Raw genomic sequence first — 21,555 nt, forward strand, 5'->3', positions numbered from 1 at the left:
TGTGTCTCAGTCCTGCACGTGCTCGGGTTTGTCCTTGCGCTTGGTTTCGGCAAGGTCTTCCAGCTGCTTTTCCGTCATGGACTCGACCATGGACCTGGACGCGCCCTTCAGCTTTGACTTCGGCGTGTCCCCGCGCTTGGCCGACAGGGCGGCACCAGCGGCCTTTTGCTGAGCGGCGGATTTGGCGGGCATGGTCTGTCTCCTCGCGAGGAAAAAACCGTCAGCCGCCCAGCAGTTCCCGTCCGATCAGGAAGCGGCGGATCTCGTTGGTGCCGGCGCCGATGTCATAGAGTTTGGCGTCGCGGACCAGTCGTTCGACCGGCCATTCCTTTGTGTAGCCGGCGCCGCCTAGGGCCTGAACGGCCTCCATCGTCACCTTCACCGCATTTTCGGACGCCAGCAGGATTGCGCCCGCCGCGTCGTAGCGCGTTGTCAGGCCGGCGTCGCAGGCGCGGGCGACCGAATAGACATAGGCGCGGGCGCTGTTCAGGGCGACGTACATGTCGGCGATCTTGCCCTGCATCAGCTGGAACGAGCCGATCGGCTTGCCGAACTGTTTGCGGTCGCGAACGTAGGGCAGGACCGTGTCCAGCGCGGCCTGCATGATGCCGAGCGGACCGGCGGCCAGAACGGCGCGCTCATAATCCAGGCCGCTCATCAGCACGCCGGCGCCGCCGCCCAGCGGACCCATGATGTTGTCTTCCGGCACTTCGCAATCTTCGAACACCAGTTCGGCGGTGTCCGAGCCGCGCATGCCCATCTTGTCCAGCTTCTTGCTGACGCTGAAACCCTTCATGCCCTTTTCGATCAGGAAGGCAGTGCAACCCTTTGATCCTGCATCCGGATCGGTCTTGGCATAGACGACGAGGGTGTCGGCGTGGGGCGCGTTGGTGATCCAGAACTTGGTGCCGTTCAGGATGTAGCGATCGCCCTTCTTTTCAGCGCGGGTGCGCATCGACATGACGTCGGAACCTGATCCGGCCTCGGACATGGCCAGCGAGCCGACATGTTCGCCGCTGATCAGCTTGGGCAGATATTTCTGCTTCTGCTCGGACGTGCCCCAGCGGCGGATCTGATTGACGCACAGGTTGGAGTGGGCGCCGTAGCTCAGGCCGATCGAGGCCGAGGCGCGCGAAACTTCCTCCATCGCGACGACATGTTCGAGATAGCCCAGGCCAAGGCCGCCGAACTCTTCCTCGACGGTGATTCCGTGCAGGCCCAGTTCGCCCATCTCGGGCCAGAGGTCGCGTTTGAACTCGTTCTTTTCGTCGATCTCGGCGGCCAGCGGAGCCAGGCGATCGGCGGCCCAGCGGGCGGTGGTGTCGCGGATGGCGTCGGCGTTGTCGCCAAGGCCGAATTCCATGGATTGGGGCGCGAAGGGAATGCTCATGCGCTAGGGCGTAGCATCGCGCACGGGCTTTCGCCAAGCGCTGTCAGACGCGGTCAGCCCGTCCCCAGCGTCGATAGCAGTTGTAGCCCGACACCCCCAGGCAAGCGGCGGCGACCAGGATCAGGACCCAGGCGACTGTGGCGGTGTCGCTGCTGTTCGATAGCGACGCGCGGCGAAAGGCGGCCATGGCGACGCCGAGGCACAGGGCGCCCAGGCCGCCCATGATGACGAAGGTCAAGGTTTCCCCCAGGCCCGAACGCCGCTTGGCCCGAGCGCGGGCCACGACGTCACGCATGCTCAGCACGTCTTCGCTGGCTGCCGCATCACCCTCGATGGCCGGTGCGGCGGCGCTGTCGCCGGACGTGGCTTCGGCCAGTTCCGGCGCGGTCAGCACCACGCTGGTCTTCTGCGCACTCGCGAAGCCCGACGGCGTCTCCGGCTGCTTGGCCTCAACCGGGGCATGGATGTCGTTGGCGGCGATGATCGGCGTAGCGACGGACACGGTCTCCGACTGCCCGGTCAACGGCACGACGTCCGGGACTGGGCCGACAGCCGTCGCGGCATAGACGGCGTGGGGCTGAGGCGCGGTGGTCGCTTGAGCCAGCGCTGCGCCGTCTTGCGCCGGGAAGGGAGCGACGGCTTCATCCAGGGCGCCGTCGACGGCGGGCAGGGTCGGTTCATCCGTCTCGAAAGGAGACGGCAGAGGCGCGGCCAGAAGATCCGCCAAGGTCACCGGCGCGCCGGGTGCGGCGTTGAACAGCGCGTGTTCAGCAGATCGGCGACGAGTAGGCTTTTCAGCGGCCGCTTCATCGGCCCAGGCGCTCAAAGACGCGGACGCCTGCCGGGCGGACCCCGCATTCAACTGTTCGACCACGTCGGAGGCGGCGAACCTGTCCGCGCCGATGGAAAAGGCGAAACTGGCCAGGGCGTCGAACTGGTGCTGGTTCAGAGGCGCGCGGACATGATCGGTCACGGCCTTCACGACCGGGATCAGGTCGTACTGCATCAGCAGTTCGGCCTCGGCCTCGGAAACCCTCGCGCCCTCGCGAGCCGACTGGGTGTGGCCATAGCCGATGACCCAGCGACCGTCGCTGCGCTGCATGGCCCGAGGCCGGAAGCCTTCGAAACTCTTGATCAGCAGGACGCCCTCGCGGGACACCTTGCTGGGTTTGGGGAGGACGTCAGACACAGTTGACCCAATTGGAAACAGGCGCGCGGCGCTCGCACCGCTCCCAGCAAGGGCCGCGCCGGATCGTCCGCGTCGTGTCTAGAGCAGCACCAGTGTGGCCAGACCAAGGAAGATCAAGAAGCCGAAGAAGTCGGTGGTCGCCGTGACGAACACGGCCGATGATACAGCCGGGTCGAACTTCAGCTTGGACAGGGTCAGCGGCGTCAGGACCCCGATCGATGCGGCGACCAGCAGGTTCAGTATCATGGCCGCGCCGATCACCAGGCCGATCTTCCAGTCTTCGTCCCGGAACCAGAAGCCGGCCGCGATGCCGATCAGGGGGGCCAGGATGAGGCCGTTGGCCAGGCCGACCATCATTTCCCGCCAGAAGGTGCGCGGGGCGTTCGAGCTGTTCAGCTCGCGCGTCGCCAGAGCGCGCACAGTCACGGTCAGGGCCTGGGTGCCAGCGTTGCCGCCGATGGCCGAGACGATCGGCATCAGGACGGCGAGGGCGACGATCTGCTGGATGGTGGCCTCGAACAGGCCGATGACGCTGGCGCCCAGGGCCGCCGTCGCCAGATTGATCGCCAGCCAGGGCACGCGACCGCGCACGATTTCGGGCACGGACGAACCGCGGTCCTCGTCGGCGACACCGGCCAGACGCAGGATGTCCTCGCGGTTTTCTTCCTGAATGATGTTGACGATGTCATCGACGGTGATCTGACCGACCAGCCGACCGGCCGCGTCCACGACGGGCGCCGAGATCAGGTGGTATTTCTCGAAGATGTAGGCGACCTCTTCCTGATCCTGATCGACGGCGATCTCGTTGATCGGCTCCATAAGATCGGTCAGGGCGACGGTGCGGGCGGCTCGCAGCAGGCCGCTGATCGGCACGCCGCCGACCGGACGGTTCAGCGGATCGACCACATAGATGTCGAAGAACAGCTCGGGCAGGTCGTCGCCCTGTTTGCGGATGTGGTCGATGGTGTCGCCCACGCTCCAGAACTGGGGCGCGGCCATCACCTCGCGCTGCATCAGGCGGCCGGCGGACTCTTCCGCATAGCCCAGGCTGCTTTCGATGGCGGCGCGATCGACCTCGGGCATGGCGGCCAGAACGCGCTCGCGCTGGTCGTCTTCCAGGTCTTCGACGACGGCTGCGGCGTCGTCGGAATCCAGTTCCTGCAGTGCCTCGGCCAGGGTGCCGTGCGGCACGCGCTCCAGCACCTCCTCGCGGATATTGTCATCCAGCTCGGGCAGGGTCTCGGCCAGAAGCTCGGGCGGCAACCACAGCACGACGACGGCGCGGTGTTCCGCCGTCAGAAAGCCCATCAGGTCAGCGACGTCGGCCGGGTGCAGGTCTTCCAGCAGCGAGCGCAGCCGCATCCCGTCGCCGTCGTCGGCGGCGTCCACGACTTTCTCGACGAACTGAGGAGTGAGGACATAGTCCTCGTCCAGGGCGGCGTGGTCTTCGTTATCGAGCGTCTCGTCTGGAGCAAAGGCGGTGTCCGTGGTGCTCACGTGGTCGCCTCCCTTGGTAGAATGTCCAGCCGTACTTAGCCGATGAATCGCCCTGTTTAGCCAGATGGTGCGGTCGAGAAGACTCGAACTTCCACGGGTTGCCCCACAGCGACCTCAACGCTGCGCGTCTACCAATTCCGCCACGACCGCTCGCATCGGAGCGGCGGCGAATAGACGAAGCCGTTGGAAAAGGAAAGGGCGAAATGAACGACGCAAAGACGTCGCGGATCAAAGCCTCAGGCCGACCCGGCCATGAAGTCGTACACGTCCGCCTGGCGGGTGACGGTGATGGCGATGCGGTCGTCTCGGATCTCGATTTCGCCGCGCGCGACCGGATAGTTGTTGGCCAGGATCCAGACCTCGTCGCCCTCTGCAGCGTCCAGGGGAATCACTGCGCCGCGACCCATGCGCAGCAGTTGCGACATCGGCAGCACCGAGCGACCCAGCACGACTGAGATTTCGACATCGACGGCGTTGATCTGGGTCACGTAAAGCTCTCTTCACTGGAGGGCCGTCTCTTGCAGAAACGCCCTGGCGACCACATTGAAGCGTCATGCTTGCTGAGCCGTTAAGCCCGTCCCTTCAGAAACTGCGTCTCGACGATGGCCGACCGGTCGAATGGGCCGTGTCGAAAGGCTACGTAGACTATGCGGCCGCGGAGGCTTTCATGGAGGCGCGCGTCGCCGCCATTGCGGCCGGCGAGGCGAATGAGATGGTCTGGTTGCTGGAGCATCCGCCGCTCTACACTGCCGGCGTCTCGGCCAAGGACGACGACCTTCTGGATGCCGGCCGGTTTCCGGTGCATCGCACAGGGCGGGGCGGGCAGTTCACCTATCACGGGCCGGGACAGCGCGTGGCCTATGTGATGCTGGACCTGAACCGACGCGGCAAGGACGTGCGGTGTTTCGTGCGCGGGCTTGAGCTGTGGCTGATCGGCGCCTTGGATACGTTCGGCGTAAAGGCCGACATCCGGCCCGGTCGCGTGGGCGTGTGGGTCGAGCGCAAGGGGGCAGGGTGGTCGCGTGAGGACAAGATCGCCGCCATCGGCGTCAAGGTCCGCAAATGGGTCAGCTTCCACGGCATCAGCCTGAACGTGGAGCCGGATCTGGATCATTTCGGCGGCATCGTCCCCTGCGGCATTCAGGAACACGGCGTCACCAGCCTGGTCGATCTCGGCGTTCTGGCGACGATGGACGAGGCGGACGAGGCCTTGAGGCGCAGCTTCGATCGGATCTTCGGCGCAGCGGTCGAGGCGCCGGCGCCGCTTTGACACGCGCCGCATCGCCGCAGCCCATGTGACAATCGGGCGAAATCCCGTGCGGCGGGGTTGGCAAGCGCCGGACGCATGGGGTTTAACCTTTCCCACGAGCTTGAAATCAAAGGCCGCAGGAAACCTCCATGAACCGCATGATCGCCGCCACATCGGCCGCCGTTCTGTCGCTGACCGTCGCCGCCGGCGCCGCTGTCGCACAGGATTTTCGCGCCCTGGCGCAACAAGACCTCCAGGCCGCGCATGACGCCCTGGCCGCCAACCACCCTGCCGCCGTGATTCCCGGCGCGCCCAGCGAAGCGTTTCGCAGCTGGATCGATGCCGGCCTGACGGATGCGCAAGGCAAGGTTGGCCGCGTGAACAGCGGCGACAGCCACGCCTATCTGATGCGCTACTACGCCAACGGCTTCCGCGATTCGAACATCGCGATTCGCCCGACCTACGAAGGCCTTGGTCCCTTCTTCGCGACCAGCTGGCCGGGGGTGACCACAGCGTGGCGCAACGGCGAATATGTGGTCTCCTATGTGAAGCCCGGCGTTCGCAATGTGCCGCCGCTCGGCGCGACCCTGGTCAAATGCGGCGACAAGACCGCCGCGCAGTTGGCCGAAGAGCGGCTGGACCGATGGGAAGGCGACCTGACGACGGAAGCCGGACGTGTCCGCACCGCCCCCTATCTGCTGTGGAATCGCAATAACCCGTTCACCGGCGGCGTTCCGTCGCTGTGCACCTTCAAGGTCGGGCGTCGCGATCGTGACTTCCAGATGCAGCCCCAGCCGGCCGACGCCGCCAGCCTGGAAGCCGCCTATCGCGCCACCGTCTACACGCCGGGCGCCAATCCGCTGTCGGTCGAGACGGTGGACGGCCGTCCGTGGATCAATGTTCACACCCTGGCTGACGACGCCGGATGGGACGCCTTCTACGCCGCCGTCGAAGCCCAACTGCCCGCCATTCGCGGGGCGCAGGGGCTGGTCATCGATCTGCGCGGCGCCAACGGCGCTTCGCTGAATGCGACGGGCAAGGGCTATGGCCTGGCCAACCGCATCTGGACGCCGGAGTTCACCGTCAGCCGTCAGCCTGAAGCCGGCTCGATCACCTACCGCGCCACGCCCGCGAACCGTCAGTGGTTCGCCGACACCTTGGCGCGCATGCAGGCCGATCCGCGCTTCGTCGCCGAGTCCGGTCCGGTGATCGAACAGACCCAGGCCATCGTCGCCGCCTTCGATTCGGCCCTGGCCGCCAACCAGCCGACCTTCACCATGCCGGGCCGTCCTTCGGTGGCGGACACGGGCGCGGCGAATCCGGTCGCGGGTCCGGTCGTGGTCCTGGTCGACAGCGGCTGCACCAGCGGGTGCCTGGATACGCTGGACCTGCTGACGCGCCTGCCGAACGTGCGACTGGCGGGATCGGTGACGGCCGAGGACTCGATCTTCATCGAACCGACTGTGCTGCGCCTGCCGTCGAACTATGCTGAGCTGACCTATGGGCATAAGGCCTGGACCACGCGTCAGCGCGGCAACGATGCGCCCTTCACCCCGGCGCAAGGCCTTGCCTACACCGGCTCGGCGACGGACGAGGCGGCCGTGCGCGCCTGGGTGGGCAAGCTGTTCCAATAAGGAACGGTCGGTCGGATGAACGAGGGGCGGGCAGGGGTGGAACCCTTGGCCCGCCCTTCTTATTTGCAGTCCATGACCGATCTCGCCCAAACCTCCGAATCCCTCTGTTCGCCGTCGGGCTATGACCTGACCCCGCCGAACGCCGAAGAACGCGTCCGGCTCGAAGCCGATCTGAACCCGGAGGAAAAGCGCGTCCTGCTGTCTCATGGCACGGAGGCGCCCTTCTGCGGCACTCTGCTGGGCGAGAAGCGGGCGGGCGTCTTCTGCTGCCGCGAATGCGGCCTGCCGTTGTTCAAGAGCGGAACCAAGTTCGAAAGCGGCACCGGCTGGCCCAGCTTCACCCAACCGGTCGATGAAGCGCACGTCCATGCGATCCGCGACACCAGCTACGGCATGATCCGGATCGAGACCCAATGCGCCCGGTGCGGCAGCCACCAGGGTCACGTCTTCTCTGACGGCCCGCCGCCCACCGGAAACCGCTATTGCATCAACTCGGTCGCGCTCAGTTTCGTAGCCGAGGGCGAGGCCTTGCCGGACCCCCTCAACCGCGGCGACGGCATCGCCTGACCTTGGCCTCAATCGCTGTGCTAGGATGATGTCGAACGGAGGTGGCCTATGCTGATCGCAAGTCTCTTGGCGGGTGTGGCGCTGGCGGCGTCGGACGGTGATCCGGATGGCGTGGTGACCACGGCGCCGACAAACGCGCCCACCCTGGCCCAGGCCCTGGCGGCGGCGCCTGAGGCGTCGTTGACTGCGCCGACGGCGCAGGACGCCGCCCCACACGGCATGACCACCGAACAGCAGATTCAGAACTGGATCAGCGCACGCACGCCGGGTGCAACCTTTGACGAAAGCGCAGAGCCGGGCGCGCCGGCCGAGCGCAAGATGCATGGCATGGTCGAGGCCGGAATCGGCACCGGGGGCTATCGCAGCTATGGCGCGGCCGTTTCCTTGCCTGTCGGCGAGAACGGTCGCCTGGACCTCGCCTACCGCGAAGGCCGCAACGAACCCTGGGGATACGGCTACGGCGGCTATGGTCTGCGCGGGCCGGGCTTCTACTCGCCCTATGGCGGCGGCTGGCGCGGTCGAGGCTATGGGGCCGACACCACGACCAAGTCGATGTCGATGGGGTTCAGCTGGAGCAAGGACGGGGATGCGGATGACCGCGATCCCTATCGCCGCGGCCTGTACGGCTACGACTGAAGACTTTTCCGTCCGATCTGGAAATCAAAAAGGCCCGGCGAAAGCCGGGCCTTTTCAAGTCTCAGATGGTGCCGCCGGGGGGAATCGAACCCACGACCTCAGCCTTACCAAGGATGCGCTCTACCACTGAGCTACGGCGGCCCCGACTGAGGAAGCGGCCGTATAGCCAAACCCTTCCGGGGATGGAAGCGGCTTTTTGACGATCTGAAAGAAAGTTTGGACATGGCCCGTGATCACGGCATCATCGCACCATGACTCGCACGCCGCATGACGCCGATACGCCCTCCGCCGCCGCACAGGCGACGCCGATCGTCGAATCGGGGCCTGAATTCGAGAAAGCGCGCGCAAAGGCGGAAAAGGCCATGCGGCTTGCCTCCGCCCTTCGCGCCAACCTGCGACGCCGCAAGGCGCCCGCGCGCACGCCGGCCGCGCCGCGCGACAGCAACTGAAAGTCATCGGCTCGCGATCACGCAGCCCTTTGGCAAGCGCCCACCGGCTTGCTAGAGAACCCTCCCCCCCGAGGCGTTGGCCTCGGGCGCGCTTAAGGACGTCATGGACAGCATCGCCATTCAGGGCGGCGCCCAGCTTTTCGGGGACATTCCCGTCAGCGGCGCCAAGAACTCCGCCATCAAGCTGATGGCCGCCTCGATCCTGACGGATCAGCCTTTGCTGCTGACCAATATGCCGCGCCTGGCCGACACGCGGTTCCTGGGTCAGTTGCTGCGCCAGTTCGGCATCGAAGTGACCGAGCGTGACGGGGCGGACGGGCAGGAGAGTCTGTTCCACGCAAAGGATTTGACCTCGACCTTCGCCCCCTATGATCTGGTGCGGCAGATGCGGGCCTCGTTCAATGTGCTGGGCCCTTTGCTGGCGCGCACAGGCGAGGCCAAGGTCTCGCTGCCGGGCGGCTGCACCATCGGCGCGCGTCCGGTCGATCTGCACCTTCAGGCGCTGACGGCGCTGGGCGCCGAGATCGAGCTGGACGAAGGCTATGTCACCGCCCGCGCGCCCAAGGGCCTGAAGGGCGCCGAGATCGAGTTCCCCTTCGTTTCGGTCGGCGCCACCGAACACGCGCTTCTGGCCGCCGTCCTAGCTGAAGGCACGACCGTCCTGCGCCGTGCGGCGCGCGAACCCGAGATCGGCGATCTGGCCCATTGTCTGACGGCCATGGGCGCCAAAATCGAGGGAATCGACACCGATGTGCTGACCATCACCGGCGTCTCGTCGCTGAACGGAACGACCTGGTCGGTGATTCCCGACCGAATCGAGATGGGCTCCTACGCCGTCGCCGCCGCCATGGCAGGCGGCGAGGTGCGGCTGACCAAGGCGCGGGCTGAACTGATCGGTTCGCTGACCGACAAGATGGTCGAGGCGGGCGTCGAGGTGTCGCCGACCGCCGACGGCGTGCGGATCAAGCGCGATCCGAAGCAGCGCCTGAAGGCCGTGGACGTCGAGACGGCCATCTATCCGGGCTTCGCCACCGATCTCCAGGCCCAGTTCATGGCGCTGATGACGACGGCGGAGGGCGTCAGCACGGTTCGCGAGACGATCTTCGAAAACCGCTTCATGCATGTGCCGGAGTTGGCGCGACTGGGCGCCGACATTTCGGTTCATGCCGGAGAGGCGCACGTCAACGGCGTCGAAGTTCTGCACGGTGCACAGGTTATGGCGACCGACCTGCGCGCGTCCATGTGCCTGGTCATCGCGGGCCTCGTCGCCGAGGGCGAAACGACGGTCGGACGCGTCTATCATCTGGATCGCGGTTTCGAGCGTTTGGAAGAAAAGCTCGGCGCGTGCGGAGCCGACATCCGCCGCATAAAGGGAACAGGTGATGAGCACTGAGATCGATGGCGTCATCCCCGAAGCCAAGGCGCCGGTCGAACCGCTGCGCCTGCTGGCCGAGGACGCCGACGATCTTCAGATCATCTCCGCCGCGCTCCAGGACGCCATCCTTCGGCCCGTCGATATCGTTTGGGAAAAGGCGGCGCGGACCCTGACCATCGCCTTTAGCCGCTTCTGCTGGGAGTGCGGCGGGACGCGCGTGATGTGCGCCATGCAGTTCGGCGACGTTCTGGCGGTCAAGAGCCGCCGCCTGTCGCGCAGCCCCGACGCCTCGCTCGAACTGCTCGCGCTCGACTTCATTCCGACCGAGGATCTGAGCGGACGCGTCATCCTGATGTTCGCCGGCGGCGGTGATTTGCGAATCGACGTCGAATGCCTGGACGCCGTGGTCACGGACATCTCCGACCGCTGGCCTGCACGGATCGCGCCGACCCACCTGGACACGCCCGAACTGGACGAAGGGACTGCGGCATGAGCGCCGATCACAAGCTGGCCTCGGTCGAACTGGACGCCGCAACCCTGCCGGCGGCGACGGCCGAGATCGAGCACGAGCGTCGGGTCGCCATCTTTGATCTGGTCGAGAAGAACAGCTTCGAGCCCGTCGGCGCCGAGGGCGGACCCTACAGGCTGAAGTTGTCGCTTCAGGACAATCGTCTGGTGTTCGACATCGACGGCGAGAACTTCACGCGCACCTACGCCATCAGCCTGACGCCGCTTAAGGGCGTGATCAAAGACTATTTGATGATCTGCGACAGCTACTATGAGGCTCTGCGCGGATCCTCGGCCAGCCAGATCGAATCGGTCGACATGGGACGGCGCGGCCTTCACAACGAGGGTGCCGAACAGCTGAAGACGCGACTGGACGGCAAGATCGTGGTCGATCACGAGACGTCGCGGCGCCTGTTCACATTGCTCTGCGCCCTCTACCGTCGCGGCTGACCTCGACTATCTCTGTGTTTTCGGGCATTAGGCCCGTCCATTCCGCCCCTCGCGCCCGCCCGGCGTGGGGTCGAACGCATATTCAACGGGCGTGAGAGGCCGCATGGCTAAGGAAGAACTGCTCGAGTTTCCCGGCACCGTCAGCGAACTGCTGCCGAACGCCACCTTCCGCGTGACGCTCGAGAACGACCACGAGATCATCGCCCACACCGCCGGCAAGATGCGCAAGAACCGCATCCGCGTCTTGGCCGGCGACAAGGTGCTGGTCGAAATGACCCCCTACGACCTGACCAAGGGTCGCATCACCTATCGCTTCAAGTAAGTGGCTGCGGGTCGCCCCGAACTGGTGCTGGCTTCGGCCAGCCCGCGCCGCATCGAACTGCTGGCGCAGGTCGGGATCACACCCGACCATATCGATCCCGCAGACATCGACGAAACGCCTCTGAAGGGCGAGACCCCGCCGCGTCTGGCCGAACGGCTCGCCACCTCGAAAGCCCGGGTTGTCGCGGAACGCCGTCCCGACGCGGTGGTCATCGCCGCCGATACGGTTGTCGCTGTCGGGCGTCGTTTTCTGGAAAAGGCGGCGGACGAGGCCGAGGCGACGCGCTTTCTGAAACTGCTGTCCGGCCGCAATCACCGCGTCTTCACCGGCGTCGCCGTCTGGCGCGACGGAAAACTATCGTCGCGCGTCAACGAAACCCGCGTGACCTTCAAACCCTTGTCGGACCACGAGATCGCATCCTACGTCGCCACGGGCGACTGGCGCGGCAAGGCCGGCGGCTATGGCATCCAGGGCCCGGCGGCCGCCTTCATCCAGCGCATCGTCGGCAGCCATCCGTCCGTGATGGGCCTGCCCGTCTATGAGGCCGTCCAGCTTCTGCACGGCGTCGGCTGGCGTTCATGAGCGGCGCAGTCGAGGTCTTCCTCGACGAGACGCCTGGCGAGACGCGTGGCGCCATCATGCGCGACGGGCGCTTCACACATCTTCTTATCCATCGTGAGGATGATGCGGCGCAGACCCGGCTCGGCGCCCGCTCGGTGGGGCGGGTCATCGAGGTGAACCCGGGCTTGCGCGGCGCCTTCGTCGATATCGCCGCGCCGGCCGCCGCCTTTCTGCCGTTCCCAAAAAACGACCGACTTACGCAAGGCCAACGGCTGGAAGTCGTCGTCACCGCCGAACCTCGAGCGGGAAAAGGGGCGGTGGTCCGTCGTCTGGGGCCGGGGGAGGGGACTCCTCGTCTGATTCAGCCCGCACCCAGTATCGCCGAACAGTTGCGCGATCTCGCGCCCGGCGAGGAATCAGTCACCGGTATCGCCGCCATCGACGCCGTGATCGAGGCGGAGGAAGATGCCCTGGTTCGGTCGTGCGTTTTCGCCTCGCACGGAATCGATCTCGCCATCGAACGCACCCGCGCCTTGGTGGCTGTGGACATCGACTTCGCCTCTACGCCCGGTCGTGATCCGAAACAGGCGAGGGCGGCTGCGAATCGCGAGGGGGTGAAACAGGCAGCGCGGCTGATCGGCCTTCGGAACTGGGGCGGCCTGGTCGTCATCGACATGGTCGGGGACGGTCCGGACGCCGAGGCGCCGTCCAAGATCGTGCGGGCCGCGTTCGGTCACGAACCCCAGGCCGTCTTAGGACCCGTCAGTCGGTTCGGCCTGTTGCAGATGTCGCTTCCCTGGCGCCGTACGCCGATCGAGGAGGTTCTCCTCGGCGCCAGCGGACGTCCGTCCGTTCAAACGCGGGCCTTGTCTGTCGTGCGCGCTTTGCGGCGACAGCTTCTGGCCGATACCCTGTCGCCGCGCATAATCGCGCGTTGCGCGCCGGAAGAAGCCTTGATTGCTCATCCGCTGGCGGCTCGTCTGGGACCGCGAGCGGTGATCCAGCCCGATGTCGCAATCCCGCCAGGGTGCGAACGAATAGAAGAGGGTTGAGCCGTGGCTTCCTGTCCCATCTGCCGCAAGGCCGACGCCGATCCCAAGTACAAGCCCTTTTGCTCACGCCGTTGTTCCGACGTCGATCTGCAGCGCTGGTTTACCGGCGGCTACGCCATTCCGGTCGCCTTGGACGAGGGCGCGCAAGATGATGACGAAAAGGACTGATTGGGCGCTGGACAGGCGGAAAAGCCTCCCCTATAGACCCGCCTCTCGCGACGCCGCGTCGGCGCCTGGATAGCTCAGCTGGTAGAGCAGCGGATTGAAAATCCGCGTGTCGGTGGTTCGAACCCGCCTCCAGGCACCATCTTTTCCTACACCGTGAAAATCGATTGTTTCGGACGCATGATCCTGCGCTGCGGCCTTTGCGCCGTCCTTGGGTTTCAGTCGGCTTGCAGCGATCAGCCCTACAATTTACAATATTGGGACATGATCGCGCTCAAGATGGCCGTTTTGAACAAACTTGCTCCATCTGACGCCAGATCATCATCAAAATGTCGCGCAGCTGCACTTTAATGCGCCGGTTGGTGGAACTTTTCTCCATGTCTCTCGGCGGGTTAAAAGCCCCTCTTGTCCCTTGACGCTCCGGTAAGGGTTCGTCAAAGGGTTGAGGCGCCTTCGCAAGAAGACGTTAATGCGGATCGCCGGGGACGTGTCCCCGAAGGTTCGACCAGCGGAGACGAGGCGGGCGACTGGTTCGATCTCCACCGAAGATTTCAGCGGGCTCTGATCCTCGAAAGGACGGGCGCGTTGAAGGAAACATTTCAGGTTGGGGGGCGGTCGCTGACTATGGCCGCACCTTTGGTTCCACGAGTCAGACCAAGCAGGAACTGGCGAATTATGCTGAACAGCAAAAAGACGAATATCCTTCTCGCCATGGCCGGCGCCGCCGCGCTGATGGCGAGCTCGCCGGTCCTGGCCCAGGCCCCGGCTGAGCCCACCCCGGCAGCCTCGACTGCGGCTCCCGCAGCCGCCGCTCCCGCTGCCGGCGAAGCTGATCCCGCAACGGTGAACGACGCCGTCGGCGGCGGTCACGGCGACATCACCCCGATCTCCATGTTCATGGAAGCCACGGTCGTCGTTAAGGTCGTCATGGCCGGCCTGCTGCTGGCCTCGATCCTGTCGTGGACCCTGCTGCTCATCAAGCTGTTCGAGTTCGGCGCTCTGAACCGCAAAACCGACAACTTCCTCGAAAACTTCCGCGGCGCCCGCACCATCGCTGACATGCGCGCTGTTTCGACCCAGGAAGAGTTCGACGGCAACCCGCTGGCCGACATGGCCGCCGCCGCCACCGAGGAAATCGAACTGTCGCGTCAATCGGGTCTGTCGGTCACCGGCGATCACCTCGACTCGGCCATGGCCCGCGCTCAGTCGGCTGTCGCCGCCGTGCAATCCGGTCTGGCCCTGCGCCTTTCGGGCGGTCAGCAGTTCCTGGCTTCGGTCGGCTCGATCGGTCCGTTCGTCGGTCTGTTCGGCACCGTGTACGGCATCATGAACTCCTTCATCGGCATCGCCCAGTCGAACACGACCAACCTGGCCGTCGTGGCGCCGGGTATCGCTGAAGCTCTTCTGGCCACCGGTATCGGTCTGTTCGCCGCTATTCCGGCCGTTGTGTTCTACAACTACTTCAACACCCGCATCGCTGCTTACGGCACGCGCGCCGACGGCTTCGCCGCTGAGCTGCTGAACGGCATCTCGCGTCAGCTCGACAAGGGGGCGTAAGACGGATGGCCGCCAAGATTAAATCGGGCGGCGCTGGCAACCTGCCTCAGGCCAACAGTGATATCAACGTTACGCCTTTCGTTGATATCATGCTGGTTCTGCTCATCATCTTCATGGTGGCGGCTCCGCTTGCCTCTGTGTCGGTGCCTGTCGAGTTGCCAATCGCCGTCGCCAAGGCGGCCCCGAATCCGCCCAAGCCGGTCTATATTTCGATCCAGAATGACGGCGACGTCTATGTGGGCGATTTCCGGACCGACGTCGGAGCCTTGGGTGAAGATCTGAAGAAACAGATCGGATCCCGGAACCCGGCCGATGAGCGGATCTTCATTCGGGGCGACCAGAACACCCGTTACGGCGACTTCATGCAGGTCATGAATGCGCTGCAGGATAACGGCTTCTATAGCGTTGCACTGGTCGGCGAAGACCAGGCGACGAGTTAGGATGCGGAGATAGTATGACAGACGTCGAATATCATCGCAGTCGCTACGACGTACCCAAGAAGAAGGGCTTCATGGGGGTGTCTTACCCCGTGCTGATCGTCTGCCTGATGGTGGTCAGCATCTTGTTTGCGTTGCTGATCTTCTTTGTTCAGCAGTCCAAGTTCAAGCTGAAGGAGTTCAACTACGTCGACGAGTCCGTCGAGGTCGAGTTGGTCGAGCCGGTTCCGCCGCCTCCGCCGCCTCCGCCCCCGCCGCCTCCGCCGACGGATACGCCTCCGCCGCCGAAGCTTCAGGTGCGTGTGCCGGCTCCAGTCCCGAACATCGTCCCCCCCCCGCCGGTCAACATCACGCCGACGAAGAAGGAAGATCGGGTTGAATACACGGGTCCGCCCGTCAATATTCCTGGACCGCCGCCTCCGCCCGCGCCGCCGGCTCCGGCTCGTCCTTCGACGATCACGAACGTGTCGTGGTCGCGGCAGCCCCGCCCCGAGTTCCCAGCTCGCGCTCAAGAGCGTGGGATCGAGGAGGGAACGGTTGTGTTGCTCTGCTCGGTTCAGGCCAATGGATCGGCGACGAACTGCAGCGTCGTTTCCGAAACGCCTTCGGGCGCCGGGTTTGGTCGCGAGGCGCTCTCGTCCATGCGTTCCGCGCGCTTTGCGCCGGGCACGGTGGATGGTGTCGCTCAAGGTGGACAAGCGCGCTTCACGGTTCGCTTCCGCCTTCAGTAGGACCAATCTTCGACCAGACAGAACGCCCCGGCATGCGCCGGGGCGTTTTTGTTTGTCTGTTCCAAACTCTTCGCTTGATTGGCCTGTAAGGCCTCGGTAGAGAACGCGCCTCGCGATGCGCGGGCCGCCTTAGCTCAGTTGGTTAGAGCGCCGGTTTGTGGAACCGGAGGTCCTCAGTTCAAGCCTGAGAGGCGGTACCATCGTAAAGCGCGGCCGGGCTTGCAGCCCGCCGTCGCCGCGACCATATCCTGATCACAGGACGTGTGGCCGATCCCCCACATCGACAGGAGAAGGTCCCATGAAGACGCGCAAGCTGGGTGCGAAAGGCCCCGAGGTTTCGGCCATTGGTCTGGGCTGCATGGGCATGAGCGCCTTTTACGGCGGCGCCGACGAGGCCCAGTCCATTTCCGTCATCCATCGTGCGCTCGATCTGGGAATCACCCTGTTCGACACTGCCGAGATGTATGGCCCTCACACAAACGAGGTGCTGGTCGGCAAGGCGCTGAAGGACCGGCGCGACCACGCGTTCATCGCAACCAAATTCGGCATCAACTATAACGCCGATCGCACCAAGCTGATGACTGATGGCAGCCCGGCCAATGTCCGTCGCGCCATCGAAGGCAGCCTGCAACGCCTCGGCGTCGATCACGTCGATCTCTACTATCTGCACCGCGTCGATCCGGACACGGCGATCGAAGAGACAGTCGGGGCGATGGCGGAACTGGTGAAGGAGGGCAAGGTCCGCTTCCTGGGACTGTCCGAGGCCGCGCCCGACACCCTGCGCAAGGCGCATGCGACCCATCCGATCACGGCGCTGCAGACGGAATATTCGCTGTGGAGCCGAGAGCCCGAAGACGAACTGTTCGCGGTCGTGCGCGAACTGGGCATCGGCTTCGTGCCCTACAGCCCGCTGGGCCGCGGTTTCCTGTCGGGCGACATTAAGTCGATCAATGACCTGGACGCCGACGACTTCCGTCGCACCAATCCGCGCTTCATGGGTGAGAACTTCCAGAAGAATCTGGATCTGGTCGAGGCGGTAAAGGCCATTGCGTCGGACAAGGGCATAACCGCCGCTCAACTGGCGCTGGCCTGGGTGCTGGCGCAAGGCGAGGATTTGATTCCGATCCCCGGCACACGTCGTATCGCGACCCTGGAGCAGAATGCGGCGGCCATGGACGTCGTTCTGACGCCTGAGGATCTCGCCCGGATCGAGGCCGTCTTCCCTAAAGGCGCGGCGACGGGGCATCGCTACGCCGAGGCGGCGCGCGCGGCGCTGAACCGCTAAGCTGCTGATCGACACAAAAAAGGCCCGGTCGGATTTCTCCGGCCGGGCCTTTGTCCGTGGCTCGTGCTGATCCTACTGGATGCGGGTCCAGGTCTGGGTCTTGCAAAGCGGAGCGACGATACACCCGCGCAGACGCAGGCTGTTGTCGTTGGTCATGGTGATGGTGCCGCGATAGGTGCCGCCGTCAGCCGGATTGTAGACGGAGCCGTTGCGCCATTCCGTCGGACCGCCGGTGAAGCCGGTCAGCATGGGCAGATTGCGCAGGGTGCGGTTCCGCTGGGCGGCGTTGCGATTATTGGCGTCGCGCGCATTAGCGTCACGGCGGATGTGGTCCGAAGTCACCAGCGTGCCGCACAGCGCCTGGCCGCAACGCGCGATCCGCACCTGACCGCCATTCGTCGGCGTCTGCCACAGGCCGGTTGGATCACCCGCCAGGGCCGGAGAGGCGAGGGCCGTCGCCAGCGCGGCGGCGGCCAGCATGATCTTGGTCTTCATGGTCGTTCCCTTGTTCAGGCCGCCTGTGCGACCCTTTGATGCACAAGGTGATCCGGCTTTCGGCCGAAAACAAGGCCGAACTGATCCGCGAAGACCAATGAAAACCGGACCTTACGGAAGCTTTTGAAGCTCTGCCGGGCATCCCTTGACCTTGGCTCGGTGCGGGCGTCTGATCGGAGCGAGAAAGTCCTGGGAGACACCATGGCCGACCGGCCGGGACACAACCATGGAAGCCTAATCAAGCAGGCGCTTGAAAACGGCGCCGAGCCCGCGCGCTCGGCCCTGGCGGCGTCGTGGCGCCGATCCCTATCGCTGTATGGCCTGGATCCCGAGGACCGGGGCATGCCGCAAACCCTGACCGAGGGGCAGTTGCGCGAGGCGCGCCAGGCGATGGAGCCGATGACGCGCGCCGCGCAAGGGGTTTTGGATCGGCTGTTTCTGGCCGTGGGCGATACCGGCTGCTGTATCCTGCTGACCAATGCCGACGGGGTGCCGCTGGAGCGCCGGGGGGCGGCGGCGGACGACGTCGCCTTTCGTCGATGGGGGCTGTGGCCGGGGGCCATATGGTCCGAGGCGGTCGAGGGCACCAACGGCATCGGAACCGCTCTGGCGGAGCACCGGCCCGTGACCATCCACCGTGACCAGCATTTCCATACGCGCAACACGGCCCTGAGCTGCAGCAGCCATCCGATTCACGATCATCTGGGGCGGCTGGCGGGATTGCTGGATGTCTCATCCTGCCGCGCGGATGCGACGGAGGGCGTTCTGGGACTTATTGCGGCGGCGGTCGCCGACGCCGCACGGGCCATCGAGGCGCAGACCTTCCGCCAGGCCTTCCACCAAGCCCGGATCGTGCTGGCGGGCGATACCGGAGAGCGGAACACGGCGGCGCTGTTGGCTGTTGACCGGGACGATATGGTGATCGGCGCGACTCGCGCCGCTCGTTTGGCCCTGGCGATCACAGATGAACGGATCGCGGCGCAGTTGGCGGCGTCAGAGGTGCTCGACACCGGGTCTGCCGAGGCCGAGCTTCTGGAGGCCGAGCGAGGCGCGGTGCGTCGGGCCCTGGCGCGCACCGGGGGCAATGTGTCCGCCGCAGCGAAAGCGCTTGGTGTCAGCCGGGCGACTCTGCATCGCAAACTGCATCGGCTGGGGCTGTTTCGGGAAACCCACTGAACCGACTGTCGCAGGGATGCGACAGGTTTGCATTGCACCATCGCGTCGTCGTCTGGCGGATGGGCGCAGGCCGATGGCACTTCTGGCTCCAACGACGTCGACAATCGACGCCAGAGGACAACGCAGGAGGCCATCATGACCAAGCCCGAATTCATTCGCGCCGCGACCCCCAAGTTCAAGGCGCGCTACGACAACTTCATCGGCGGACAGTGGGTCCCGCCCGTCAACGGCCGCTATTTCGAGAACACCTCCCCGGTGAATGGCCGCGTCCTGTGCGAGGTCGCACGATCGGACGCGGCCGACGTCGAAATGGCCCTGGACGCCGCACACGCGGCCAAGGACGCCTGGGGGCGAACCAGCGTCGCCGAACGCGCCGTCATCCTGAACATGATCGCCGACCGGATCGAAGCCAATCTGCAAGCCGTCGCAGAGGCGGAGACCTGGGACAACGGCAAACCGGTGCGCGAGACCACGGCCGCCGACATCCCCCTGGCGATAGACCATTTCCGCTACTTCGCCGGCTGCATCCGGGCGCAGGAAGGCGGGATTTCGGAACTGGACCACGACACGGTCGCCTATCATTTCCATGAGCCGCTGGGCGTGGTGGGGCAGATCATCCCCTGGAACTTCCCTATCCTGATGGCGGCCTGGAAGATCGCTCCGGCCCTGGCGGCAGGCAACTGCATCGTGCTGAAGCCGGCGGAGCAGACCCCGGCGTCCATCCTCGTGGTGATCGAACTGATCCAGGATTTGCTGCCGGCCGGCGTGCTGAACATCGTTTCGGGCACGGGGGCCGAGGTGGGCGAACCCTTGGCCACCAATCCGCGCATCGCCAAGATCGCCTTCACCGGTTCGACCGCCGTTGGCCAAAAGATCATGCAGTATGCCACCCAGAATCTGATTCCGGTCACGCTGGAGCTCGGCGGTAAGTCGCCGAACATCTTCTTCAAAGACGTGATGGATCACGACGACGCATATCTGGACAAGGCGCTGGAAGGCTTCGCCATGTTCGCGCTCAATCAGGGCGAGGTCTGCACCTGCCCCAGCCGCGCTTTGATCCATGAGGACATCTATGAGGCCTTCATCGAGAAGGCGATCGCCCGGGTGGAATCCATCGTCCAAGGCGACCCTCTGGACCCGGCCACCATGGTCGGCGCCCAGGCCTCGGACCAGCAGCTGAAGAAAATTCTCGGCTATCTGAAGCTGGGCAGGGAGGAGGGCGCCGAGGTCCTGACCGGCGGCGATCAGGCCGCGCTCAAGGACGATCTGGCCGGCGGCTATTACGTGAAGCCCACCGTGTTCAAAGGCACCAACGACATGCGGATCTTCCAGGAGGAGATCTTCGGTCCGGTCCTGGCGGTCACGACCTTCAAGACTTTTGAAGAGGCCATGGAAATCGCCAACGACACCGAATACGGCCTGGGTGCCGGGGTGTGGTCGCGCGACATGAACACCGCCTATCGCGCCGGTCGCGCCATTCAGGCGGGACGGGTCTGGACTAACTGCTATCACCAGTATCCGGCCCATGCGGCCTTCGGCGGCTACAAGAAGTCGGGCATCGGGCGGGAGAACCACCGCATGATGCTGGACCACTATCAGCAGACCAAGAACCTGTTGGTCAGCTACAGCCCCGACAAACTGGGCTTCTTCTGATCTGCATCAAGGATGGCCGGTCCCGGATCGGCCATTCTGTGATCGCTCTCTGATCCGTCGGTTCGGAGAGCATACGTCCCAAGAGGGCGGGCCGGTGTCCTGCTTCCGGCCCGCCTGTCCCCTAAAATGACGAGGATGTTCCATGCCCAGAACCATGAAGGCCGCTGTCGTGCGCGCGTTCGGTCAGCCGCTGACCATCGAAGAGGTTGCGGTGCCCGAGCCGGGTCCAGGTCAGATCCAGGTTAAGATCGAGGCGTCGGGCGTCTGCCACACCGATCTGCACGCGGCCGAGGGCGATTGGCCGGTCAAGCCGAACCCGCCCTTCATTCCGGGCCACGAAGGCGTCGGCTTTGTATCGGCGGTCGGGGCTGGGGTCACCTTGGTCAAGGAAGGCGACCGGGTCGGTGTGCCGTGGCTGTACTCAGCCTGCGGCCATTGCAAACACTGCCTGGGCGGCTGGGAGACCCTGTGTCACGATCAGCAGAACACCGGATATTCGGTCAATGGCGGGTTCGCGGAATACGCCATCGCAGACCCAAACTACGTCGGCCACCTGCCGGCCAATGTCAGCTTCACCGACATCGCCCCGATCCTGTGCGCCGGGGTGACGGTCTATAAGGGGCTGAAGATGACGGACACCAAGCCGGGCGACTGGGTCGTGATTTCCGGCATCGGCGGCCTGGGCCATGTGGCGGTCCAGTACGCCAAGGCTATGGGGCTGAATGTCGCCGCCGTGGACGTGGACGACGCCAAGCTGGATCTGGCGCGACGGCTGGGCGCGACCGTCACCGTCAACGCCAAGACGTCCAACGACGCCGCCGCCGACATCAAGGCCCAGACCGACGGCGGCGCCCAGGGCGTGCTGGTCACGGCCGTCTCGCCCAAGGCGTTCGAACAGGCGGTCAACATGACCTCGCGCGGCGCGACCGTTGCGCTGAACGGCCTGCCGCCCGGCGATTTCCCTCTGTCGATCTTTGATATGGTGCTGAACGGAACCACAGTGCGCGGCTCCATCGTCGGCACCCGCTTGGACCTTCAGGAGGCGCTTCAGTTCGCCGCGGACGAGAAGGTGAAGGCTACGGTCTCGGTCGAGCCGCTGGAGAATGTGAACAGCATCTTCCAACGGATGCGCGATGGTCAGATCGAGGGCCGCGTCGTGATGACGATCTGAAGCGCGG

The 21,555-nt window shown here is 65.0% G+C and carries 25 protein-coding genes and 4 tRNA genes; 21 read left to right on the top strand and 8 right to left on the bottom strand.

The features are described 5' to 3' along the window. Positions 1–6: 6 nt before the first annotated feature. The 6 genes from DT343_RS03500 to DT343_RS03525 form a co-directional block, all read right to left on the bottom strand. Complete coding sequence (locus DT343_RS03500; protein ID WP_112861761.1) at positions 7–192, bottom strand: DUF3008 family protein; 186 nt, start codon at positions 190–192, stop codon at positions 7–9. Positions 193–220: 28 nt separating this feature from the next. Continuing rightward, positions 221–1,390 carry an isovaleryl-CoA dehydrogenase gene (locus DT343_RS03505; protein ID WP_112861762.1) on the bottom strand — a complete coding sequence of 390 codons (1,170 nt, stop codon included), beginning with the start codon at positions 1,388–1,390 and terminating at the stop codon, positions 221–223. Between the two features lie 43 nt (positions 1,391–1,433). After that, positions 1,434–2,579: a lysozyme gene (locus DT343_RS03510; RefSeq protein WP_112861763.1), complete on the bottom strand. Its 1,146-nt coding sequence runs from the start codon at positions 2,577–2,579 to the stop codon at positions 1,434–1,436. Positions 2,580–2,657: 78 nt separating this feature from the next. After that, positions 2,658–4,076 carry a magnesium transporter gene (gene mgtE / locus DT343_RS03515; protein WP_066551775.1) on the bottom strand — a complete coding sequence of 473 codons (1,419 nt, stop codon included), beginning with the start codon at positions 4,074–4,076 and terminating at the stop codon, positions 2,658–2,660. Positions 4,077–4,141: 65 nt separating this feature from the next. Then, positions 4,142–4,226: transfer RNA gene (locus DT343_RS03520), tRNA-Leu, on the bottom strand. 86 nt (positions 4,227–4,312) lie between these two features. Continuing rightward, positions 4,313–4,564 (bottom strand): FliM/FliN family flagellar motor switch protein, encoded by a 252-nt coding sequence (locus DT343_RS03525; RefSeq protein WP_017505209.1) that lies wholly within the window; start codon positions 4,562–4,564, stop codon positions 4,313–4,315. A 65-nt stretch (positions 4,565–4,629) separates the two neighbouring features. Between DT343_RS03525 and lipB the strand changes: the two genes are divergently transcribed. The 4 genes from lipB to DT343_RS03545 all read left to right on the top strand — a co-directional run bounded on the left by lipB (position 4,630) and on the right by DT343_RS03545 (position 8,162). After that, positions 4,630–5,346: a lipoyl(octanoyl) transferase LipB gene (gene lipB / locus DT343_RS03530; RefSeq protein WP_112861764.1), complete on the top strand. Its 717-nt coding sequence runs from the start codon at positions 4,630–4,632 to the stop codon at positions 5,344–5,346. Positions 5,347–5,474: 128 nt separating this feature from the next. Beyond that, positions 5,475–6,959: a hypothetical protein gene (locus tag DT343_RS03535; RefSeq protein WP_112861765.1), complete on the top strand. Its 1,485-nt coding sequence runs from the start codon at positions 5,475–5,477 to the stop codon at positions 6,957–6,959. 72 nt (positions 6,960–7,031) lie between these two features. Further along, positions 7,032–7,526: a peptide-methionine (R)-S-oxide reductase MsrB gene (gene msrB / locus DT343_RS03540; protein ID WP_112862562.1), complete on the top strand. Its 495-nt coding sequence runs from the start codon at positions 7,032–7,034 to the stop codon at positions 7,524–7,526. A 48-nt stretch (positions 7,527–7,574) separates the two neighbouring features. Continuing rightward, on the top strand, positions 7,575–8,162 hold the full coding sequence (locus DT343_RS03545; protein ID WP_039247305.1) for a hypothetical protein: 588 nt from the start codon (positions 7,575–7,577) through the stop codon (positions 8,160–8,162). A gap of 66 nt (positions 8,163–8,228) precedes the next feature. Here DT343_RS03545 and DT343_RS03550 read toward each other — a convergent pair. Beyond that, positions 8,229–8,303, bottom strand: a tRNA-Thr gene (locus DT343_RS03550). A 110-nt stretch (positions 8,304–8,413) separates the two neighbouring features. Here DT343_RS03550 and DT343_RS03555 point away from each other — a divergent pair. The 14 genes from DT343_RS03555 to DT343_RS03620 all read left to right on the top strand — a co-directional run bounded on the left by DT343_RS03555 (position 8,414) and on the right by DT343_RS03620 (position 17,053). Next, entirely contained in the window at positions 8,414–8,611 is a 198-nt protein-coding gene (locus DT343_RS03555) for a hypothetical protein (protein WP_055754875.1), read from the top strand. 103 nt (positions 8,612–8,714) lie between these two features. Further along, complete coding sequence (gene murA, locus DT343_RS03560) at positions 8,715–10,004, top strand: UDP-N-acetylglucosamine 1-carboxyvinyltransferase (RefSeq protein ID WP_112861766.1); 1,290 nt, start codon at positions 8,715–8,717, stop codon at positions 10,002–10,004. Next, entirely contained in the window at positions 9,994–10,479 is a 486-nt protein-coding gene (locus DT343_RS03565; RefSeq protein ID WP_066551770.1) for a DUF2948 family protein, read from the top strand. The genes murA and DT343_RS03565 overlap by 11 nt, the downstream gene beginning before the upstream one ends. Then, on the top strand, positions 10,476–10,943 hold the full coding sequence (locus DT343_RS03570) for a UPF0262 family protein (protein WP_017505201.1): 468 nt from the start codon (positions 10,476–10,478) through the stop codon (positions 10,941–10,943). The genes DT343_RS03565 and DT343_RS03570 overlap by 4 nt, the downstream gene beginning before the upstream one ends. 103 nt (positions 10,944–11,046) lie before the next feature. Beyond that, on the top strand, positions 11,047–11,265 hold the full coding sequence (gene infA, locus DT343_RS03575) for a translation initiation factor IF-1 (protein ID WP_008261544.1): 219 nt from the start codon (positions 11,047–11,049) through the stop codon (positions 11,263–11,265). After that, positions 11,266–11,847, top strand: coding sequence for a Maf family protein (locus DT343_RS03580; RefSeq protein WP_112861767.1), 582 nt, complete (start codon positions 11,266–11,268; stop codon positions 11,845–11,847). Further along, positions 11,844–12,878 (top strand): ribonuclease E/G, encoded by a 1,035-nt coding sequence (locus tag DT343_RS03585; RefSeq protein ID WP_112861768.1) that lies wholly within the window; start codon positions 11,844–11,846, stop codon positions 12,876–12,878. Before DT343_RS03580 ends, DT343_RS03585 begins: the two co-directional genes overlap by 4 nt. Before the next feature lie 3 nt (positions 12,879–12,881). Further along, positions 12,882–13,046, top strand: coding sequence for a DNA gyrase inhibitor YacG (locus tag DT343_RS03590; RefSeq protein ID WP_112861769.1), 165 nt, complete (start codon positions 12,882–12,884; stop codon positions 13,044–13,046). A gap of 63 nt (positions 13,047–13,109) precedes the next feature. Next, positions 13,110–13,185, top strand: a tRNA-Phe gene (locus tag DT343_RS03595). A 533-nt stretch (positions 13,186–13,718) separates the two neighbouring features. Beyond that, positions 13,719–14,600: a MotA/TolQ/ExbB proton channel family protein gene (locus DT343_RS03600; RefSeq protein ID WP_017505197.1), complete on the top strand. Its 882-nt coding sequence runs from the start codon at positions 13,719–13,721 to the stop codon at positions 14,598–14,600. Between the two features lie 5 nt (positions 14,601–14,605). Further along, on the top strand, positions 14,606–15,040 hold the full coding sequence (locus tag DT343_RS03605; protein WP_017505196.1) for an ExbD/TolR family protein: 435 nt from the start codon (positions 14,606–14,608) through the stop codon (positions 15,038–15,040). A gap of 14 nt (positions 15,041–15,054) precedes the next feature. Beyond that, positions 15,055–15,768, top strand: a complete 714-nt coding sequence (locus DT343_RS17870; protein WP_066622824.1) for an energy transducer TonB — start codon at positions 15,055–15,057, stop codon at positions 15,766–15,768. Between the two features lie 123 nt (positions 15,769–15,891). Continuing rightward, a tRNA-His gene (locus tag DT343_RS03615) sits at positions 15,892–15,968 on the top strand. Positions 15,969–16,066: 98 nt separating this feature from the next. After that, complete coding sequence (locus tag DT343_RS03620; protein ID WP_112861770.1) at positions 16,067–17,053, top strand: aldo/keto reductase; 987 nt, start codon at positions 16,067–16,069, stop codon at positions 17,051–17,053. Positions 17,054–17,125: 72 nt separating this feature from the next. On the opposite strand, the gene DT343_RS03625 is transcribed toward DT343_RS03620, so the two are convergent. After that, positions 17,126–17,548: a DUF2147 domain-containing protein gene (locus DT343_RS03625; RefSeq protein WP_112861771.1), complete on the bottom strand. Its 423-nt coding sequence runs from the start codon at positions 17,546–17,548 to the stop codon at positions 17,126–17,128. Positions 17,549–17,749: 201 nt separating this feature from the next. On the opposite strand from DT343_RS03625, the gene DT343_RS03630 reads away from it, so the two are divergent. The 3 genes from DT343_RS03630 to adhP all read left to right on the top strand — a co-directional run bounded on the left by DT343_RS03630 (position 17,750) and on the right by adhP (position 21,548). After that, positions 17,750–18,724 (top strand): GAF domain-containing protein, encoded by a 975-nt coding sequence (locus tag DT343_RS03630; protein ID WP_112861772.1) that lies wholly within the window; start codon positions 17,750–17,752, stop codon positions 18,722–18,724. Positions 18,725–18,859: 135 nt separating this feature from the next. Next, positions 18,860–20,377 (top strand): acetaldehyde dehydrogenase ExaC, encoded by a 1,518-nt coding sequence (gene exaC / locus DT343_RS03635; protein ID WP_112861773.1) that lies wholly within the window; start codon positions 18,860–18,862, stop codon positions 20,375–20,377. Positions 20,378–20,519: 142 nt separating this feature from the next. Further along, complete coding sequence (adhP, locus tag DT343_RS03640; RefSeq protein ID WP_112861774.1) at positions 20,520–21,548, top strand: alcohol dehydrogenase AdhP; 1,029 nt, start codon at positions 20,520–20,522, stop codon at positions 21,546–21,548. Positions 21,549–21,555 lie beyond the last annotated feature (7 nt).

This window comes from Brevundimonas vesicularis, assembly GCF_900445985.1.
In the GTDB taxonomy this organism is placed as follows: Bacteria; Pseudomonadota; Alphaproteobacteria; order Caulobacterales; family Caulobacteraceae; genus Brevundimonas; species Brevundimonas vesicularis_D.

What these genes read in the sequence shown, in the direction of transcription:
- infA (WP_008261544.1), top strand. Translation starts at nt 11,047, where the DNA reads ATGGCTAAGGAAGAACTGCTCGAGTTTCCCGGCACCGTCAGCGAACTG.
- DT343_RS03600 (WP_017505197.1), top strand. Translation starts at nt 13,719, where the DNA reads ATGCTGAACAGCAAAAAGACGAATATCCTTCTCGCCATGGCCGGCGCC.
- exaC (WP_112861773.1), top strand. Translation starts at nt 18,860, where the DNA reads ATGACCAAGCCCGAATTCATTCGCGCCGCGACCCCCAAGTTCAAGGCG.
- DT343_RS03620 (WP_112861770.1), top strand. Translation starts at nt 16,067, where the DNA reads ATGAAGACGCGCAAGCTGGGTGCGAAAGGCCCCGAGGTTTCGGCCATT.
- DT343_RS03570 (WP_017505201.1), top strand. Translation starts at nt 10,476, where the DNA reads ATGAGCGCCGATCACAAGCTGGCCTCGGTCGAACTGGACGCCGCAACC.
- msrB (WP_112862562.1), top strand. Translation starts at nt 7,032, where the DNA reads ATGACCGATCTCGCCCAAACCTCCGAATCCCTCTGTTCGCCGTCGGGC.
- DT343_RS03535 (WP_112861765.1), top strand. Translation starts at nt 5,475, where the DNA reads ATGAACCGCATGATCGCCGCCACATCGGCCGCCGTTCTGTCGCTGACC.
- murA (WP_112861766.1), top strand. Translation starts at nt 8,715, where the DNA reads ATGGACAGCATCGCCATTCAGGGCGGCGCCCAGCTTTTCGGGGACATT.
- DT343_RS03505 (WP_112861762.1), bottom strand. Translation starts at nt 1,390, where the DNA reads ATGAGCATTCCCTTCGCGCCCCAATCCATGGAATTCGGCCTTGGCGAC.
- DT343_RS03585 (WP_112861768.1), top strand. Translation starts at nt 11,844, where the DNA reads ATGAGCGGCGCAGTCGAGGTCTTCCTCGACGAGACGCCTGGCGAGACG.
- DT343_RS03565 (WP_066551770.1), top strand. Translation starts at nt 9,994, where the DNA reads ATGAGCACTGAGATCGATGGCGTCATCCCCGAAGCCAAGGCGCCGGTC.
- DT343_RS17870 (WP_066622824.1), top strand. Translation starts at nt 15,055, where the DNA reads ATGACAGACGTCGAATATCATCGCAGTCGCTACGACGTACCCAAGAAG.
- DT343_RS03555 (WP_055754875.1), top strand. Translation starts at nt 8,414, where the DNA reads ATGACTCGCACGCCGCATGACGCCGATACGCCCTCCGCCGCCGCACAG.
- DT343_RS03630 (WP_112861772.1), top strand. Translation starts at nt 17,750, where the DNA reads ATGGCCGACCGGCCGGGACACAACCATGGAAGCCTAATCAAGCAGGCG.
- DT343_RS03605 (WP_017505196.1), top strand. Translation starts at nt 14,606, where the DNA reads ATGGCCGCCAAGATTAAATCGGGCGGCGCTGGCAACCTGCCTCAGGCC.
- DT343_RS03545 (WP_039247305.1), top strand. Translation starts at nt 7,575, where the DNA reads ATGCTGATCGCAAGTCTCTTGGCGGGTGTGGCGCTGGCGGCGTCGGAC.
- DT343_RS03625 (WP_112861771.1), bottom strand. Translation starts at nt 17,548, where the DNA reads ATGAAGACCAAGATCATGCTGGCCGCCGCCGCGCTGGCGACGGCCCTC.
- lipB (WP_112861764.1), top strand. Translation starts at nt 4,630, where the DNA reads ATGCTTGCTGAGCCGTTAAGCCCGTCCCTTCAGAAACTGCGTCTCGAC.
- adhP (WP_112861774.1), top strand. Translation starts at nt 20,520, where the DNA reads ATGCCCAGAACCATGAAGGCCGCTGTCGTGCGCGCGTTCGGTCAGCCG.
- DT343_RS03500 (WP_112861761.1), bottom strand. Translation starts at nt 192, where the DNA reads ATGCCCGCCAAATCCGCCGCTCAGCAAAAGGCCGCTGGTGCCGCCCTG.